Annotated in this window: 17 protein-coding genes; 16 read left to right on the forward strand and 1 reads right to left on the reverse strand. The window is 70.7% G+C overall.

Features of this window, described 5'->3' with window-relative positions; genetic code table 11:
• Positions 1-4 precede the first annotated feature (4 nt).
• The gene (locus LWP59_RS08175) at positions 5-1,771 is read right to left on the reverse strand and encodes an ABC transporter ATP-binding protein (protein ID WP_229857315.1); all 1,767 of its coding nucleotides are present in this window, start codon (positions 1,769-1,771) and stop codon (positions 5-7) included.
• Positions 1,772-1,950: 179 nt separating this feature from the next.
• Here LWP59_RS08175 and ffh point away from each other — a divergent pair, with 179 nt between their 5' ends.
• The 16 genes from ffh (at position 1,951) to LWP59_RS08255 (ending at position 16,438) form a co-directional block, all read left to right on the forward strand.
• On the forward strand, positions 1,951-3,483 hold the full coding sequence (gene ffh / locus LWP59_RS08180; RefSeq protein ID WP_144642687.1) for a signal recognition particle protein: 1,533 nt from the start codon (positions 1,951-1,953) through the stop codon (positions 3,481-3,483).
• A 4-nt stretch (positions 3,484-3,487) separates the two neighbouring features.
• Positions 3,488-4,552 carry an amidohydrolase family protein gene (locus LWP59_RS08185; RefSeq protein WP_144642686.1) on the forward strand — a complete coding sequence of 355 codons (1,065 nt, stop codon included), beginning with the start codon at positions 3,488-3,490 and terminating at the stop codon, positions 4,550-4,552.
• A gap of 118 nt (positions 4,553-4,670) precedes the next feature.
• A complete protein-coding gene (locus LWP59_RS08190) occupies positions 4,671-5,387 on the forward strand; it encodes a CPBP family intramembrane glutamic endopeptidase (protein ID WP_144642724.1) in 717 nt (238 codons plus the stop codon).
• A 62-nt stretch (positions 5,388-5,449) separates the two neighbouring features.
• The gene (locus LWP59_RS08195) at positions 5,450-6,226 is read left to right on the forward strand and encodes a CPBP family intramembrane glutamic endopeptidase (RefSeq protein ID WP_233921979.1); all 777 of its coding nucleotides are present in this window, start codon (positions 5,450-5,452) and stop codon (positions 6,224-6,226) included.
• A 166-nt stretch (positions 6,227-6,392) separates the two neighbouring features.
• Positions 6,393-6,821 (forward strand): 30S ribosomal protein S16, encoded by a 429-nt coding sequence (rpsP, locus tag LWP59_RS08200; RefSeq protein WP_144642684.1) that lies wholly within the window; start codon positions 6,393-6,395, stop codon positions 6,819-6,821.
• Complete coding sequence (locus tag LWP59_RS08205; protein ID WP_020671256.1) at positions 6,818-7,057, forward strand: RNA-binding protein; 240 nt, start codon at positions 6,818-6,820, stop codon at positions 7,055-7,057. Before rpsP ends, LWP59_RS08205 begins: the two co-directional genes overlap by 4 nt.
• A 10-nt stretch (positions 7,058-7,067) precedes the next feature.
• Positions 7,068-7,586 (forward strand): ribosome maturation factor RimM, encoded by a 519-nt coding sequence (gene rimM / locus LWP59_RS08210; RefSeq protein ID WP_144642683.1) that lies wholly within the window; start codon positions 7,068-7,070, stop codon positions 7,584-7,586.
• A gap of 11 nt (positions 7,587-7,597) precedes the next feature.
• A complete protein-coding gene (trmD, locus tag LWP59_RS08215) occupies positions 7,598-8,353 on the forward strand; it encodes a tRNA (guanosine(37)-N1)-methyltransferase TrmD (RefSeq protein WP_144642682.1) in 756 nt (251 codons plus the stop codon).
• Positions 8,354-8,495: 142 nt separating this feature from the next.
• On the forward strand, positions 8,496-8,855 hold the full coding sequence (rplS, locus tag LWP59_RS08220) for a 50S ribosomal protein L19 (RefSeq protein ID WP_144642681.1): 360 nt from the start codon (positions 8,496-8,498) through the stop codon (positions 8,853-8,855).
• Between the two features lie 24 nt (positions 8,856-8,879).
• On the forward strand, positions 8,880-9,803 hold the full coding sequence (lepB, locus tag LWP59_RS08225; RefSeq protein WP_144642680.1) for a signal peptidase I: 924 nt from the start codon (positions 8,880-8,882) through the stop codon (positions 9,801-9,803).
• Between the two features lie 51 nt (positions 9,804-9,854).
• Positions 9,855-10,634 (forward strand): ribonuclease HII, encoded by a 780-nt coding sequence (locus LWP59_RS08230; protein ID WP_186383416.1) that lies wholly within the window; start codon positions 9,855-9,857, stop codon positions 10,632-10,634.
• Positions 10,631-10,954, forward strand: coding sequence for a DUF2469 domain-containing protein (locus LWP59_RS08235; protein ID WP_027946358.1), 324 nt, complete (start codon positions 10,631-10,633; stop codon positions 10,952-10,954). Before LWP59_RS08230 ends, LWP59_RS08235 begins: the two co-directional genes overlap by 4 nt.
• 126 nt (positions 10,955-11,080) lie before the next feature.
• Positions 11,081-11,455 (forward strand): YraN family protein, encoded by a 375-nt coding sequence (locus LWP59_RS08240; RefSeq protein WP_144642678.1) that lies wholly within the window; start codon positions 11,081-11,083, stop codon positions 11,453-11,455.
• A gap of 1,039 nt (positions 11,456-12,494) precedes the next feature.
• On the forward strand, positions 12,495-14,006 hold the full coding sequence (locus LWP59_RS08245) for a YifB family Mg chelatase-like AAA ATPase (protein ID WP_144646244.1): 1,512 nt from the start codon (positions 12,495-12,497) through the stop codon (positions 14,004-14,006).
• A 61-nt stretch (positions 14,007-14,067) separates the two neighbouring features.
• Positions 14,068-15,225 carry a DNA-processing protein DprA gene (gene dprA / locus LWP59_RS08250; protein ID WP_144646248.1) on the forward strand — a complete coding sequence of 386 codons (1,158 nt, stop codon included), beginning with the start codon at positions 14,068-14,070 and terminating at the stop codon, positions 15,223-15,225.
• A gap of 217 nt (positions 15,226-15,442) precedes the next feature.
• A complete protein-coding gene (locus LWP59_RS08255; RefSeq protein ID WP_144646246.1) occupies positions 15,443-16,438 on the forward strand; it encodes a tyrosine recombinase XerC in 996 nt (331 codons plus the stop codon).
• Positions 16,439-17,203 lie beyond the last annotated feature (765 nt).

Raw genomic sequence — 17,203 nt, forward strand, 5'->3', positions numbered from 1 at the left:
CACCTTAAACGGCCTCACCCCGGACCAATCGGGCGTAGCGCCCACCCAGCGCCATCAACTCGGCGTGCTTGCCGCGTTCGACGATCCGGCCCGCGTCCAGCACCACGATCTGGTCCGCGTGCTCCACAGTGGACAGCCGGTGCGCGATGGTGATGGTGGTCCGCTGCGCGGCGAGCCGGTCCAGCTCCGCCTGCACCGACCGCTCGGTGCGGTTGTCCAGCGCGCTGGTCGCCTCGTCGAGGATCAGGATCGGCGGGTTGCGCAGCAGGATCCGGGCGATCGCCATCCGCTGCTTCTCCCCGCCCGAGAACCGGTAGCCCCGCTGGCCGACCACGGTGTCGTACCCCTCGGGAAGGCCCGCGAGCATGTCGTGGATGTGGGCCGCGCGCGCCGCCTGCTCGATCTCCTCGTCGGTCGCGCCGGGTTTGGCGAAGCGCAGGTTCTCGCGCACCGTCGCGTGGAACAGGTAGGTCTCCTGCGACACGAGGCCGACCGCGCCCGCCAGCGACCTCAGGGTGACGTCCCGGATGTCGGTGCCGTCGACGAGGACCCGGCCCTCGTCCGGCTCGTACAACCTGGCGACGAGGTACGCGAGCGTCGTCTTGCCCGACCCCGTGGCGCCCACCAGCGCCGTCGTCGAACCGGCCGGCACCTCGAGGTCGATGTCCCGCAGGGTCCAGCTGTCCTCGTACTTGAACGAGACGTTCCGCAGGCTCACCGCGCCCTGGCGCACCACGAGCTCCCCGGCGCCCGGCCGGTCGGCGATCTCGACGGGCAGGTCCAGCACCTCGAAGATCCGCCCGAACAGCGCCGCCGCCGTGGAGACGTTCTGCCCGACCGACTGCATCGCGGTGGCGGGGGCGAGGAGCCGGTTGAGCATGCTGGTGAACGCGACGACCGTGCCGATGGTGGTGGGGCTCGCGCCGTGCGCGATCGCCATCCCCGCCAGCCAGTACACGATGGCGGGCACGCACGTCAGGCACATCCGGCGCGAGGCCATCTGCCAGCGCCCCGCCAGCGCCGACTGCCGTTCCAGCAGCGAGATCTCGCGCGACTCGTCCGCGAAGCGCTCCCGCAGCTCCCGCTCGTTGCCCATCGTCTTCGACAGCAGCACCCCGGAGACCGACAGCGACTCCTCGACCATCGTGGTCAGCCGCGCCAGCCTGCGCTGCCTGCCGCGGGCGAGCGACCGCCGTGTCCGCCCCAGTCGCAACGTGAACAGCAGGAACAGCGGGACCACGATCAGCCCGAGGATCGCCAGCTGCCAGTCCATCACGAACAGGGCCACCGCGATCGCCAGCGTCGTGATGCCGTTCTGCGCGATGGAGCTGGCCGTGGTGTTGACGACGTTGTCGACGCCGCCGACGTCGTTGAAGACCCGCGAGAGCACCTCGCCGGTGCGGGTCCGGGTGAAGAAGGCCAGCGACATGCGCTGCAGGTGCCCGTAGACGGCGATGCGCAGGTCGTTCATCACCCGCTGGCCGATCGTGTTGGCCACCCCCGTCGTGCTCACGCTCATCGCACCGTTGCCCAGCGACGCGGCGATCATCCCGGTGGCGAGGAGGCTGAGCAGGCCGGTGTCGCGCTGGGGGAGCGCGTCGTCGAGGATCGCGCGCAGGAAGAACGGCGAGGCCACGCCGAGCCCCGCCTGCACGACGATCAGCCCGAGCAGCCCCGTCAGCGCCCACCGGTAGGGCCCGAACAGGCCGAAGATCCGGCGCAACGGCACCCGCTGGTCCTCGTCCTGGCCACGCTCGATCAGGGAAGTCATACACATGAGCGTAGTAATCGGGGCGAGCCTTTTTCGTCATGCCACGGATTGAGTCTTCGGGTTGATACGCGCCCGATTAATACCGGTGTAGGCGTGTTTCGCGGTACCCGCAGGTCGGGCTCGACGGGCGGCTACCCTGGTCTGCGGAGCAACCACGACCAGCTGGAGCGTGCACACCCGTGTTCGACACCCTCTCCGACAGGCTCACCTCGGCCCTGCAGAACCTGCGGGGCAAGGGGAAGCTGACCGACGCCGACATCGACGCGACCGCGCGCGAGATCCGTATCGCGCTGCTGGAAGCCGACGTCGCGCTGCCCGTCGTGCGGGAGTTCATCGCACAGATCAAGCAGCGCGCGAAGGGTGCCGAGGTCTCCGGCGCCCTCAACCCGGCCCAGCAGGTCATCAAGATCGTCAACGAGGAGCTCGTCGCGATCCTCGGCGGCGAGACCCGCCGGCTCAACCTGGCCAAGAACCCGCCGACGGTGATCATGCTCGCCGGGCTGCAGGGTTCCGGTAAGACGACCCTGGCGGGCAAGCTCGCGCTGTGGCTGAAGAAGCAGGGCCACGCGCCCCTGCTCGTCGCGTGTGACCTGCAGCGTCCCAACGCCGTCACCCAGCTCCAGGTGGTCGGCGAGCGGGCAGGCGTGCCGACCTTCGCGCCCGAGCCGGGCAACGGCGTCGGCGACCCGGTGGACGTCGCGCGCCGCGGTATCGAAGAGGCCAAGCACGCCCAGCACGACGTCATGATCGTCGACACCGCGGGCCGGCTCGGCGTCGACGAGGAGCTGATGCGCCAGGCCGCGAACATCCGTGACGCGGTGCGCCCGGACGAGACGCTGTTCGTCGTCGACGCGATGATCGGCCAGGACGCGGTCAACACCGCGGAGGCCTTCCGCGACGGCGTCGGCTTCAGCGGCGTGGTCCTGACCAAGCTCGACGGCGACGCCCGCGGTGGTGCCGCGCTGTCGGTGCGGCAGGTCACCGGGCAGCCGATCCTGTTCGCGTCCAACGGCGAGAAGCTCGAGGACTTCGACACCTTCCACCCGGACCGGATGGCCAGCCGGATCCTCGGCATGGGCGACCTGCTGACCCTGATCGAGCAGGCCGAGCAGGCCTTCGACCAGGACCAGGCCGAGAAGGCGGCGGCGAAGCTCGGCACCGGGCAGCTCACCCTGGAGGACTTCCTCGAGCAGATGCTCGCGGTGCGCAAGATGGGGCCGATCGGCAACCTGCTGGGCATGCTGCCCGGCGCCGGTCAGATGAAGGACCAGCTCGCGCAGGTCGACGACAAGCAGCTCGACCGGCTGCAGGCGATCATCCGCGGGATGACCCCGGCCGAGCGCGCCGACCCGAAGATGATCAACGGTTCGCGGCGCGCGCGGATCGCGGCCGGGTCCGGTGTCGCCGTGCGCGAGGTCAACGACCTGGTCAACCGGTTCTTCGAGGCCCGCAAGATGATGCAGCAGATGGCGGGCCGGTTCGGCTTCGGCGGTGGCAGCGCCACCAAGAGCCGCAAGGGCAAGAAGGGGAAGAAGGGCAAGGGCAAGGGCCCGACGCAGTCGAAGGTGCGCGGCGGGTTCCCCGGCGGCATGCCGATGCTGCCGCCCGGCGGCGGTGGCGGCGGGATGCCGGATCTCTCCCAGCTGGGTGGCGGCATGAACGACGTGCCCGGCTTCGATCCGACGAAGTTCAAGCTGCCGAAGAACAAGTAGGCCCGTGCATCTGCGTGGTGTCGTGCTGCCCGACGGCGAGCGGCGAGACGTCTGGATCGACGGCGGCCGGCTCACCCACGAGCCGGTGGACGGCGCGGAAACCCTTGTCTCCGAAGGGTTTCTCGTGCCGGGACTGGTGGACGCCCACTGTCATCCCGCGATCGGCGTGCACGGTCCGTCCACAGTGGACGACGCCGTGGCGCAGGCGCTGGTGGACCGGGACGCGGGCACCCTGCTGATCCGCGACTGCGGCCAGCCCATCGACACGCGCGCGCTCCAGCGGCGGGCCGACCTGCCGCGGATGATCCGCTGTGGCAGGCATCTGGCGCTGCCGAAGCGCTACGTCCCGGGCCTGGGCATCGACCTGGACTCCCCGGACGAGCTGCCCGCGGCGGTCGCCGAGCAGGCCGCCGACGGCGACGGCTGGGTCAAGCTGGTGGGGGACTGGATCGACCGCTCGACCGGCGATCTGGCGCCGCTGTGGCCGGACGACGTGCTGGACGAGGCGATCAAGGTCGCCCACGCGGCCGGCGTGCGCGTCACGGCCCACGTCTTCGGCGAGGAGGCCCTGCCGGGGCTGATCGACGCGGGTATCGACTGCCTCGAACACGGGACGGGCCTGACGCCGGACCTGCTCGCGGAAATGGCCGGCCGCGGGACGGCGCTGGTGCCGACCCTGATCAACATCGAGAACTTCCCGGCCATCGCCGAGAAGGCGAGCAAGTACCCGGTGTACGCCGCCCACATGCGAGCCCTCCACGCGGGCGTGACCGACATGATCGCCGCGGCGCTGTCGGCAGGCGTCGCGATCTACGCGGGCAGCGACGCGGGCGGCATGGTGGCCCACGGCCGTGTGGTGGACGAGGTCGAAGCCCTGTGGCGGGCGGGCATGTCCCGCACGGACGCGCTGGCCGCGGCGTCCTGGTCCGCCCGCGAGTGGCTCGGCCACCCGTCCCTGACCGAAGGCGCCCCCGCGGACCTCCTGGTCTACGACGCCGACCCGCGGGAGGACCTGTCCATCCTGCGCACGCCCCGGCACATCATCCTGAACGGCACCGTGCTCCGCTGATCTTGAGCTGAGCCGTTCCCACCCGCCGGAACCCGCTCCGTTGACGCCCGCTCACAGCCCGGGTTCGATCGGTAGCAGGGCGCCACATAGCCTGAACGGCGTGGAAGGGGGCACGCGGGTGGACCAGCAGAGCCGCACCCGCACCGTTCCCGGCGCCCACTGGGGCTTCCTCGCCTTCTTCGTCGGCCTCGGCGTCTACCACCTGGTCACCCTCGTGATGACCGCCCTGCGCTCCGGCCACGCGAGTGTCGACCCGCTGGAGCTCCTCGACGTCGGCCCGGTGCTGCTGCTGGCCTTCCTGCCCACCGTCCTGCTCGGCCTCGCCCCGCTCGTCGCCTCCCGCTGGTGGGGCAGCGGCGCCGACTTCGGCTGGCTGCCCACGCTCCGCGACGTCAAGGTCGGCCTCGCGTGCGGCGGTGTCGCGCTCCTCGCCGGCTACCTGCTCAACCTCCTGCTCCTCGGGCTGTACGGCACCGACCGGGTGTCCGACGGCCCGCTGGCGGATCTCGCCCGGAACGACGACGACAACACGCTCTGGCTCGTGCTCGCCGCGATCATCGTGGTCGCCGCGACGCCGCTCGCGGAGGAGCTGCTGATGCGCGGCGCGCTGTGGAACGCGCTGGCGCACCACCGCGTGCCGCCGTGGGTGATCCTCGTCCTGACCGCCGTGGTCTTCGCCTACCTGCACGGCGAGCCCACGCGCACGATCGCGTTGTTCGGCCAGGGCGTGGCGATCGGCTGGGCGCGGTTGCGGACCGGCCGGGTGGGCGCGAGTCTCGTCGCGCACGCGGCCAACAACCTGCCCGCGGCGTTGCTGCTGTTCACCGGCGCCTGAACGGCGGCGTGATGGGGACTAGGCTCGGAAAGTGGTTCGGCCGGATCGGACGGAGGCATGGGGTGACCGCGACGCAGCCCGACGAGCCGCTGGACTCGCTCGAGCTGCCGGAGGCCGCTGCGCCGCCCGCGCACCGCTGGGGCTTCGGCGCCTTCCTCGTCGCCGAGGCGGTACTGGTGGCCTCGGCCGCGTTCGTCAGCGTCCTGCTCCCTCCGGTGCCCGCGGGCAGGCCGACCCCGGTCAGCGACGTGCTGATCGGCACGATCACCCCGACGGTGCTGGCCGCGCTGGTCGCGGTCCTGATCACGGTGTGGCGCGGCAACGGCCCGCGCATCGACCTGCGCCTGGAATGGCACTGGGCCGACGTCCGGCTCGGCTTGAAGCTCGGCGTGCTCGGCCTGGTCCTGACGACGGTCGGCGCGTTCGTCTGGACCCACGCGGTCGGTCAGAACAACGCGACCTCCGCGATCGGTGCCCTGGTCGAGGACCAGCCGATGTCGCTGACGGCCGCCATCATCATGTTCGTCTACCTGTGGCTGCTCGGCCCGGTCTGCGAGGAGATCATCTACCGCGGCCTGCTCTGGGGCGCGGTCGAGCGGCTGCCGTGGGGCGGGGAGAAGTGGGCCAGGGTGGCCGCCTTCCTGCTGTCCACCGCGGTCTTCGCGGTCAGCCACCTCGAACCCCTGCGCACGACGCTGCTGCTGGTGATCGCGGTGCCCATCGGGCTGGCCCGGCTGTTCACCGGCCGCCTGCTCGGCGCGGTCGTCGCACACCAGATGAACAACTTCCTCCCCGCGCTGGCCCTGCTGCTCACGACACTGGGTGTGATGACCCTCTAGCGCACCGGTCAGGACGCGTCTGGCACAATTGACGCTTGCCCGCTCCGGCCGGTCCCTCTCACCGTGCCGTGGCGACCCCAGCTTCGGGTACTCGTGTCCGTTGTCCCCACTCGGATCGTGACCCGGCACCAGCGAGCACCGAGAAAACCAAGGAGTACCCACACCCGTGGCCGTCAAGATCAAGCTGCAGCGCCTCGGCAAGATCCGTGCGCCGTACTACCGCATCATCGTCGCCGACGCGCGCACCCGCCGGGATGGCAAGGCCATCGAGACGATCGGCAAGTACCACCCGAAGGAAGAGCCGAGCTTCATCGAGGTCGACTCCGACCGTGCGCAGTACTGGCTGGGTGTCGGCGCGCAGCCGACCGAGCCGGTGCAGCGCATCCTCGAGATCACCGGCGACTGGCAGAAGTTCAAGGGCCTGCCCGGTACCGAGGGCACGCTGAAGGTGCGCGAGCCGAAGACGTCGAAGCAGGACCTGTTCAACGCCGCGCTGGCCGCCGCCGGTGAGGAGCCCTCGACCGAGGCCACCACGCCGAAGAAGAAGGCCCCGAAGAAGGCCGAGGCCGACGAGGCGGGTAAGGCGGAGGCGTGAGCTTCCTCGCCGACTCCCTCGAACACCTGGTGCGCGGGATCGTCGACAACCCGGACGACGTCCGGGTCGAGCTGATCACCACGCGGCGCGGCCGCACGCTCGAGGTGCACGTTCACCCCGACGACCTGGGCAAGGTCATCGGCCGGGGTGGCCGCACGGCGACGGCCCTGCGCACGGTCATGGGCGGCATCGGTGGCCGCGGCGTCCGGGTGGACGTCGTCGACACCGATCGCTGACCGCCGCACCGTGGAGGTCGTGGTCGGGCGCGTCGCGAAGGCGCACGGGATCCACGGTGAGCTCGCCGTGGACGTGCGCACCGACTCGCCCGAGGAGCGTTTCGCCGAAGGTGTCGTGCTCAACGCGCGCCACCGTGACGGCAGCACCCGTCCGCTCACCATCGCAGCCGCCCGCGCGCACAGCGGGCGGCTGCTGGTGAGTTTCGAAGAGATCCACTCCCGCGAGGACGCCGAGGGTGCCCGCGGGCTGCTGCTGCTCGCCGACACGGCGGACCTGCCGCCGACCGACGACCCGGACGAGTTCTACGATCACGAGCTCGAAGGGCTGCGCGCCGAGCTGGCGGACGGGACCGTCGTCGGCACGGTGCAGGAGATCGTGCACTCGCCCGGTGGCGAGCTGCTCGCGCTGGATCGCGAGGGCCGGACGGTCCTGGTGCCGTTCGTGCGGGAGATCGTGCCCGTCGTCGACGTGGCCGCGGGCCGGGTCGTGCTCGACCCGCCCGAGGGCCTGCTCGACGACATCGAGTAGTGGGGACCGCCATGCGGATCGACGTCATCACGATCTTCCCCGAGTACCTGGACCCCCTGCGCGCGGCGCTGCTGGGCCGTGCCATCGAGCGCGGCCTCATCGAGGTCGGCGTGCACGACCTGCGGGACTGGACGCACGACGTGCACCGCGCCGTGGACGACGCGCCGTACGGCGGCGGTCCCGGCATGGTCATGAAGCCGCAGGTCTGGGGCGACGCGCTGGACGCGGTGTGCGGCGAAGCCACCCGGCTCGTCGTGCCGACGCCCGCCGGCCGCCCGTTCACGCAGGAGATGGCGCGGGCGTACGCGCAGGAGGAGCACCTGGTGTTCGCCTGCGGCCGGTACGAGGGCATCGACCAGCGGGTCGTCGACGACGCGGCCCGGCGGATGCCGGTCGACGAGGTGTCCATCGGCGACTACGTGCTGGTCGGCGGTGAGGCCGCGGTGCTGGTGATGGTCGAGGCGGCCGTGCGCCTGTTGCCCGGCGTCCTCGGCAACCCCGTCTCGGCGGAGCAGGACTCGTTCTCCGACGGCCTGCTCGAAGGCCCCAGCTACACCCGGCCGGAGGTGTGGCGGGAGCTGGCCGTGCCCGAGGTGCTCCGGTCCGGCAACCACGCCCTCATCGAGCGCTGGCGCCGGGACCAGGCGCTGGAGCGGACCCTGCGGCGGCGGCCCGAGCTGCTGGACCGGCTGCCGGAGGGTAACCTGGACAAGCGCGATCTCGCCTTGCTCGACCGTGTCCGCGGGGAGCAGCGGCAGGCCGGGTGACACCGGTCCGATCGCGTCTGGAATACTTGACGTTTGGCACGCCGTTTCCCGGCCGTGCCCCATGAGCCCCCGGGTCGATCGCTCACGAGCTGATCCGTGCCCGGACGTACGCAGCCAGACGAAGGACGAGGACGGAATCCCGATGAACACCCTGGACAGCCTGGACGCTCAGTCGCTGCGTTCCGACATTCCGAACTTCCGCCCGGGTGACACGCTGAAGGTGCACGTTCGCGTCATCGAAGGAAACCGCGAGCGCAACCAGATCTTCCAGGGCGTCGTCATCCGCCGTCAGGGCGGTGGCATCCGCGAGACCTTCACCGTGCGCAAGGTTTCGTTCGGTGTCGGCGTGGAGCGCACTTTCCCGGTGCATTCGCCCAACATCGCGCAGATCGAGGTCTTCAAGCGCGGCGACGTCCGGCGCGCGAAGCTGTACTACCTGCGCGAGCTGCGTGGCAAGGCGGCGAAGATCAAGGAGCGTCGCGAAGCCCCCACGGCCTCCTGAACGGCGCACTAGTAGCCTGGCGACGTGGTTGAGCCTGTGCCCTCGAGCGCTGCCGAGGACGAACCGGAACGTGCCGAAAACGGCGAAAGCGACGCAAACGGAAAACGGCGTCATCGCAAGGCCAAGAAACAGCGCTCGTTCTGGGTCGAACTGCCGATCCTGATCGTGGTGGCATTGGTTCTCGCCTTTGTCTTCCAGCAGTTCTTCGCCCGGGTCTACACGATTCCGTCGGCGTCGATGGAAAGCACGCTGCACGGCTGCACCGGTTGCTACGGCGACAAGGTACTGGTCGACAAGATCACCTACGACTTCACCGACCCCGGTCCTGGTGACGTGGTGGTCTTCAAGGGGCCGGAGCCCTGGCTCGAGAACGAGGCGCCGACCGAGCGGTCGAGCAACCCGGTCGTGCGGTTCTTCCAGAACGTCGGTTCGGTGTTCGGGCTCGCGCCGCCGGACGAGCGGGACTTCGTCAAGCGGATCATCGCTGTCGGCGGCCAGACCGTGCAGTGCTGCGACGCGCAGAACCGGGTCGTGGTCGACGGCAAGGCGCTCAACGAGCCCTACATTCACTGGATGGACCCGAACGACCCGCATCAGGAACCCTTCGATCCGGTGAAGGTGCCCGACGGAACGGTCTGGGTCATGGGCGACAACCGCAACGACTCTTCGGACTCGCGGTACCAGGGCGGCGGTGGGCTGCGTGGTGTCGTGCCGGTCGCCAACATCATCGGCAAGGCCCGCGTCATCGTGCTGCCACCGAGCAGGTGGGGCGGGGTGAGTGATACCAACCCGCAGGAGAACGCACAGCCGGTGGCGCTCGGCATGAGCGCCCCGGACTGGCAGCAGGGCGTGCCGCTAGGGCTCGGCGCGGTCGCGGCATGGCCAGCCGTGTCGCTCGGTCGCAGGTTCGGTTCCGGTGCGCGCAAGGTGGTCAAGCGAAAGCGGTAGCCAGTGGGTAGCTCTTCCGCGCTCGCGGCCCCGATCAGGCCACCCCGGGCGGTGGTCCGGGGGGAGATCTCCTGGGGCCTGTTGTCCGCACTCGACCGGCGTGGGCTCGGTCCCGTCGCCGGCGTGGACGAGGCTGGACGCGGTGCGTGCGCCGGCCCCCTCGTGGTCGCGGCGTGCGTCCTCAAGCCGGGTGACGCGGCGCGGCTGGCCGAACTGACCGACTCGAAGCTGCTGACCGCACTGGCCCGCGACCGCGTCTACGACCGGGTGATAGCGCGGGCGCTCGACTACTCCATTGTGGTGATTCCCGCGGCCGAGGTGGACCTGCTCGGCATCCATGTGATGAATATCGAGGGCATGCGGCGCGCGGTGGCCGGGCTGAAGACCTGTCCCGGGTACGTGCTGACCGACGGGTTCAAGGTGCCGGGGCTGCCCGCGCCGAGCCTCGCGGTGATCAAGGGGGACCGGGCGGTGGCGTGCGTGGCGGCGGCGTCGGTCCTGGCCAAGGTGACGAGGGACCGCATCATGTCCGACCTGCACGGGGAGCATCCGGTGTACGGGTTCGACGTGCACAAGGGGTACACCACCACCGAACACGGCGCGGCACTCACCGAGTACGGGCCCAGTGCGGTACATCGGTGGTCCTACACCAATGTGGCGACGGCGGCGGCCGCGCACGGGCGGCGGCCACCCCACAAGGTGATGCTGACCGTGGCGGCGCTGGGGCAGTTGGAGTCGTCGGCGCGTGCTCTGGAGGACGTCGTGAGTCAGAATGAGGGTTCCGCCGTCGGATACCGGTCGAACTCGCGAGGAGGGGCGCGGATTTCATGAGCGCAGAGGATCTCGAGAAGTACGAGACCGAGATGGAGTTGTCGCTGTACCGGGAGTACCGCGACATCGTCAGCCAGTTCTCGTACGTGGTGGAGACCGAGCGGCGGTTCTACCTGGCCAACGCCGTGGACGTGCAGGTCCGTGACGGTGGTGGCGAGGTGTACTTCGAGGTGCGGATGTCCGACGCCTGGGTGTGGGACATGTACCGCCCCGCGCGTTTCGTGAAGAACGTCCGGGTCATCACCTTCAAGGACGTCAACGTCGAAGAGCTGGAGAAACCCGACCTCCGACTGCCCGAGGACGGTCCGTTCTCCGGCTGATCCGCCCCATCTGTCCACAACAGGTGGGTTGTCCACAGGTGAGCTGATTGGTTCTGGTGGCCCCTGTGTCGAAGCTGGCAGCGTCTTTCTCGGACGCTAAGGATTCGACACCTGGGGGTAGCAGTGATGAGCACTGTGGCAGGACCCGCTCCTCATCTCGGCCTCGGCCGCAGAGGTGAGCGGCTGGCCGCCCGGCATCTGCAGAAGCTCGGCTTCGTGGTGCTGTCGCAGAACTGGCGCTGCCGCGAGGGCGAGCTGGACATCGTGGCCACCGACGGCCGCACACTCGTCGTCTGCGAGGTGAAGACCCGCGCGGGCCAGAACTTCGGCGATCCCGCGGAGGCCGTCACAGCGGAGAAGATCGCCCGCATCCGCCGGATCACGGGCCAATGGCTGCGCGCCTTCAGCCTCGGCTGGTGCCCCATCCGCTTCGACGTGATCTCGGTGCTCGTGGGCCCTACGGGCCCTCCGCGCCTGAAGCACTTCCCGGGGGCCTTCTGATGGCCGCCTACTCCGGGTGCCCCGCATGCGCTCGCCCCGCCACCCTCCCCACCAGTCCGAGCGCGTGGCTCCGGCCCCTCCCGACCTGCTTGCGCCCCGCCACCTCGCCCGGCGGGTCCCGGCCAAGCGCGCCGTTCCAGCCCCTCCCGCCGCGCGCTCGCCCCGCCACCCTCCTCGGTGCGGCCCGGCCATGCGCGTGGCTCCGGCTCCTCCCGACCTGTGTGCGCTCCGCTGTCTCCCTCGGCGAGGCCCGGCCATGCGTGTGGCTCAAGCCCCTCCCAGCCCGCCCTCGCCCCGCCGCCCTCCCCACCAGTCCGAGCCTGCGGCTCCGGGCAGTCCCGACCTGCATGCGCCCCGCCACCTCGCCCGGCAGGTCCCGGCCAAGCGCGTGGCTCCGGCCCCTCCCGACCTGTGTGCGCTCCGCCGTCTCCCTCGGCGAGGCCCGGCCATGCGCGCGGCTCAAGCTCCTCCCGGGCCGCCCTCGCCCCTCCGCCCTCCCCACCAGTCCGAGCCTGCGGCTCCGGGCAGTCCCGACCTGCATGCGCCCCGCCACCTCGCCCGGCAGGTCCCGGCCAAGCGCGCGGCTCCAGCCCATCCCAGCCAGCTCTCGCCCCATCGCCTCCCTCGGCGCGGCCCGACCAAGCGCGGCGTCCCGGCCATTCTCAACGCACCCCCGCCCCGCCACCTCGACCGGCGCGTCCCGACCAAGCACCCCGCTCCAGCCCCTCCCGCCGCGCGCTCGCCCCGTCGCCCTCCTGGAGGCCGTCCGTCTCCGCCCTGCGCCACAACCTCTCCCGGCCCGCTCCGGCTCCACCGCCCTTCTCGTTGAGCCCCGACCAAGCGCGCCGTTCCAGCTCCTCCCGGCCCGCCCTCGCCCCGCCGCCCTCCTCGAACCCACACGTACGACCGGGCCCCTCCCAAACCCCGCCCGCCACCTCCCCCACCCCGAAACATCCCGGCGCCCCTCATCAGATCGGCTCGCCAAGGTCCCGCCACCCATTCCCGCCGCCCCGCTCCGCCAGCCGTCGGGAGCGCGCTGATGCCCATCGGACACACCTGGTCGGTCGCCGTCCTCGGCATCGACGGCCGGGTCATCGAGGTGGAAGCCGACCTCGGCGGCGGCCTGCCGAGCATGAAGCTGGTCGGCCTACCCGACGCGGGCCTCCGCGAGGCCAAGGACAGGGTCCGCTCGGCAGTCCGCAACTCGGGCCAGCAGTGGCCGGGGGAGAAGCTCACCCTCGGCCTGTCGCCGGCGAACCTGCCGAAGCTGGGCTCCGGCTACGACCTCGCGATCGCGGTCGCGGTCCTCGCCGCCGCGGGGAAGGTGCCGGCGACCAGGCTGCCCGGCACGGTGTTGCTCGGCGAACTGTCGCTCGACGGCCGCGTCCGCGAGATCCGCGGCGTCCTGCCGGGACTGATCGCCGCACGCAAGGCGGGCGTCAAGCGAGCATTGGTACCAGTGCATTCGCTGTTCGAAGCGGCCCTGGTCGAGGGCATCGAGGTCTTCGGCGCCGCGCGTCTGGCAGACGTGATCGCCTGGCTCCACGGCGAGAACAGCCTCGTCAAACCCGAGGCCCCACCCGAAGGAGTGCCACCCAAACTGGCTGACCTGGCAGACGTGGTCGGCCAGCCCGAAGCGCGCTGGGCCCTCGAAGTCGCGGCCGCCGGCGGTCACCATCTGCTGTTCACGGGACCGCCGGGCGTCGGCAAGACGATGCTGGCGAAGCGCCTCCCGGGCCTGCTGCCCCGGCTGTCGATCGAGGAAGCGCTGGAAGTGACGGCGGTGCACTCCGTCCACGGCTCGCTGTCGCCGACGTCGCCGCTGGTCCAGGCCCCGCCATTCGTGGCGCCGCACCACTCGGTGTCGGTCGCGGCACTCGTCGGCGGCGGAAGTGGTCTCGCCGCGCCGGGCCTGATCAGCCAGGCGCACCGCGGTGTCCTCCTGCTCGACGAGGCGTGCGAGTTTTCCGGCCCGGCGCTGGAGTCGCTGCGCACGGCCTTGGAGGACGGCGAGATCCGCATCGCGCGATCCAAGGGCTCGGTCTGCTACCCGGCGCGCTTCCAACTCGTGCTGGCCACCAATCCTTGCCCGTGCGCCCCGCCGCGTGAGACGGACTGCACCTGCACGCCCTCAGCCCGTCGCCGCTACCTGAACAGGCTTTCGGGGCCGCTGCTGGACCGTGTCGACATCCGGGTCCAGATGCGCCCGATCACCGCGATGACGACCCACGCCGAGGAGACCCCCGAGTCGACCGACGTCGTCTGCGCACGAGTTCTGGCCGCCCGTGAACGTGCTGCCGTCCGATGGTCCGCGCACGGCTGGCGCACGAACGCCGAAGTACCGGGCCCCGCCCTGCGCCGCCAGTTCGGCCTACCGCGACAGGCCACCGCCCTCCTGGACCGCAGCCTGGACCGCGGCCTCCTGACGGCCCGCGGTGCCGACCGATGCCTCCGCATCGCCTGGACTCTTGCCGATTTGGCGAAATGCCCTGAACCCGATGCCGACCACGTCGCCGCCGCCCTGGAATTCCGAGATCGGAGAGCCCCATGACACGCTCGCACCCGTCAATGACCTCGCGCGCTCGCCGCGCCTCCGGAGTGTGGAGGCGCAAATGTCGATGACTGATGAGCGTCTTGCCCGGGCGTACCTGGTGCGAGTAGCTGAACCTCCAGCGCCGGCGCTGGCCGCCTTCGTGGCGGAATGGGGCCCGATCGCGGCTGCCGAAGCCGTCAGGAAGGGCCTGTGCCCGCAGCGCGTGCAGGGCGAAACGGCCGCCCGTCGGGAGTTGAACCTGGCGGAGCCAGACCTCGAGGCGGGTGAGCGCATAGGCGCGCGATTGATCATCCCCGAGGACGACGAGTGGCCCGCCTGGCCGCTGCTTTGTCTCGATGTCGCCCGTGGGCGTGGAGTGCAGAGCGCTGCGGTGCCGCTCGCCCTCTGGGCGCGCGGAGACGCCCGACTCGATGAAGCTGCGGAGGCGGCGGTCGCGATCGTCGGCGCCAGGGCGGCGAGTGGCTACGGCGAGCACGTCGCGGGAGAGTTCGCCTACGGCTTGGCCCAGCGCGAGCTGTCGATTTTCTCCGGTGCGGCCTATGGCATCGACGGTGCCGCGCATCGCGGGGCGCTCGCAGCCGACGGCGTGACGGTCGCACTTCTGGGCTGCGGGCTCGACGCCGGTTACCCCGCGGGTCATGTCGTCCTGTTGAACAAGATCGCCGAACAGGGCGGCCTGGTCGTGAGTGAGTATCCGCCGGGAACACCACCCGCGCGACACCGCTTCCTGGTGCGCAACCGGCTGATCGCCGCCCTGAGCGAGGGCACTGTCGTGGTCGAGGCAGGCCGCCGGAGCGGTGCTCGCAACACCGCGACGACAGCCGGTGCCCTGGGGAAGATCGTGATGGCGGTGCCGGGCCCGATCAGCTCCGCGATGTCCACGGGCTGCCACGACCTCATCCGGAACTCCGCGGCGACACTTGTCGGGTCTGTCGATGACGTGATCGACATCGTCGGCAAGCTGGGCACCCGAACGACGGAGCGTCTTCGGCCAAGGCGTCGGACGGACGGTCTTGGAGCCGACGCACTCCGCGTGCACGAGGCCTTGGGGCGAGGCCAGGGCAAGTCCGCCGAGCAGGTCGCGACGGAGTCCGGGGTGCCGGTCCCGCGCGTTCGTGCCGTTCTTCCGGCGCTGGAACTGGAGGGGTTGGCTGAGCGCGGCGAAAGCGGCTGGCAGCAATGCCGAGCTGTCAGGAAAACTCAGGAGAGCGCGTAGCTGTCCGAGTCAGCGGGAGGAGGTGACGCGATCGGCAGCTGATCCGGTGTGGCGATGCTTGACCATCGGGCCGTGTTCGCCCAGCGTGAGTACCCATGACGGTGTCTTTCTGGGAGTACTCGCCGGACGAACGCCTGTACGCTGTGCGCACTCCTGACTCCGTCTTGTGGCGAATCCGCAAGCTCTCGGGCTGTGCCGAGAAGGCCTGCGGGTAGCCATGACTGCACGCCAAGACGGGGAAGGCCGGGTGGACTTCCGGCAGGTGCGTGCTGCGCTGCCGGCGGCTGTGGCCCGGCTGCTCGGCGAGTACGAGCGGCACTTGCGCCTGGAGCGCGGGCTGTCGGAGCACACGGTGCGCGCTTATGTCGGCGACATCGTCTCCCTTCTCGGGTTCCTGCACCGCGACTACGGGGCCGACGACGACCGTGCCGCCTTGGCGGATCTGGACGTCGCAGTTCTCCGTGCCTGGTTGGCCGACCAGCGCAGCAGTGGCGCCGGTCGAACGACACTGGCTCGCCGCTCCGCGGCGGCGCGCACCTTCACCGCGTGGGCCCGGCGGCAGGGTGCGCTGGAGGTCGATCCCGGTGCGCGACTGGTTTCGCCGCGGGCACATCGGACACTGCCTGCGGTGCTGCGCCCGGACGAGGCGGGTGAGGTGCTGCAGGCCTCCAGCGCCGGTGCGGCCGAGCTGGACCCGGAAGGGCTGCGCGATCACGCGGTCCTGGAGTTGCTGTACGCAACCGGTGTGCGAGTATCCGAGCTGTGCGGCCTCGACCTCGGTGACGTGGATTTCCCAAGACGGGTCGTGCGGGTGCTCGGCAAGGGCGGCAAGGAGCGCGTAGTGCCGTTCGGTGTACCTGCTGAGCGCGCCTTGCGGTCGTGGCTGGACACCGGCAGGCCGGCGATGGTGGCGGGGGCTGCCCGAGCCGACGCCGAGGCGCTCTTCCTCGGCGTTCGCGGTGGCCGGCTCGATCCCCGCGCCGTGCGGCGAGTGGTTCATGACGCCGTCGGATCAGTGCCGGGGGCCGCGGACATGGGACCTCATGGGCTGCGGCATACCGCGGCAACCCACCTGCTCGAGGGAGGGGCGGATCTTCGCAGCGTTCAGGAACTGCTCGGTCACGCTACGCTTGCCACGACGCAGCTCTACACTCACGTGACAGTCGAGCGGCTGAAGGCGATACATGACCGAGCCCACCCCCGCGCCCGATGACCCCGGGGCGCGATCGGGCGGACCGGCGCGACCGCCCTCACTACCACCGACCAGACCTGAGCCCGGAGACCGAACTGAGCCCGTTGCCGAGAGCGGCCGTCGCATGACAGCCGACTTGCGACTCACCGACGCAGACCGTTCGGAAGCCCACCCGAACGGTGATCTCGGCGTACCCGCGGACGCCGCCCGCCCCGTCCAGCGATCGACTCGCCCTCACACCGCCGAAGAGGCGCGGGGCACCACCGATTCCGAAGCCGCCGTCAACTCCGACGAAAGTGCGGACGCCGCGGTTCCCGATTCGGTACCGGCAGATTCCGCCGCTGCCCGAACGAACGGGGAGGCGGGCCCCGCCGGTGAGACCACCGACGCCGAACGCGAGATCGCCGCGGACGACGAGGCGACATCGACCGCCGCAGACCCCGCTGAGGCGGGCGATCGGACCGGCGCGCAAAGTGCCGACCCCACGACTGCCGACAGCGCCAATGCAACGGGCGACAGTGCGAAGGCTGCCGACAGCTCCGAGGCAGGAGACCAGACCGCCACACACAGTGCCGACAGGACGACTACGGACAGCGCCAAGGCGACGGCCACGCGCAGCGCCGACGCGCCAGCTGTCGACGCGACGACTACGGACAGCGCCAAGGCGACGGTCGTGGGCAGCGAGACCGCGGATGGCGCCCCTGCCACGGCACCTGTCCACCATCTCGTGGGCCAAGCGGCCACGGAAAGTGACACGACGGCACCTGAGTCGGCGCCTGGTGAACC

Origin of the sequence: Amycolatopsis acidiphila (assembly GCF_021391495.1) — a bacterium.
Taxonomy (GTDB): Bacteria; Actinomycetota; Actinomycetes; order Mycobacteriales; family Pseudonocardiaceae; genus Amycolatopsis_E; species Amycolatopsis_E acidiphila.

Bases quoted from the DNA above. Each gene is read 5' to 3' on its own strand.
- LWP59_RS08175 (WP_229857315.1), bottom strand. From the start codon at position 1,771: ATGACTTCCCTGATCGAGCGTGGCCAGGACGAGGACCAGCGGGTGCCG.
- trmD (WP_144642682.1), top strand. From the start codon at position 7,598: ATGCGGATCGACGTCATCACGATCTTCCCCGAGTACCTGGACCCCCTG.
- rplS (WP_144642681.1), top strand. From the start codon at position 8,496: ATGAACACCCTGGACAGCCTGGACGCTCAGTCGCTGCGTTCCGACATT.
- LWP59_RS08235 (WP_027946358.1), top strand. From the start codon at position 10,631: ATGAGCGCAGAGGATCTCGAGAAGTACGAGACCGAGATGGAGTTGTCG.
- LWP59_RS08240 (WP_144642678.1), top strand. From the start codon at position 11,081: ATGAGCACTGTGGCAGGACCCGCTCCTCATCTCGGCCTCGGCCGCAGA.
- LWP59_RS08245 (WP_144646244.1), top strand. From the start codon at position 12,495: ATGCCCATCGGACACACCTGGTCGGTCGCCGTCCTCGGCATCGACGGC.
- dprA (WP_144646248.1), top strand. From the start codon at position 14,068: ATGTCGATGACTGATGAGCGTCTTGCCCGGGCGTACCTGGTGCGAGTA.
- LWP59_RS08255 (WP_144646246.1), top strand. From the start codon at position 15,443: ATGACTGCACGCCAAGACGGGGAAGGCCGGGTGGACTTCCGGCAGGTG.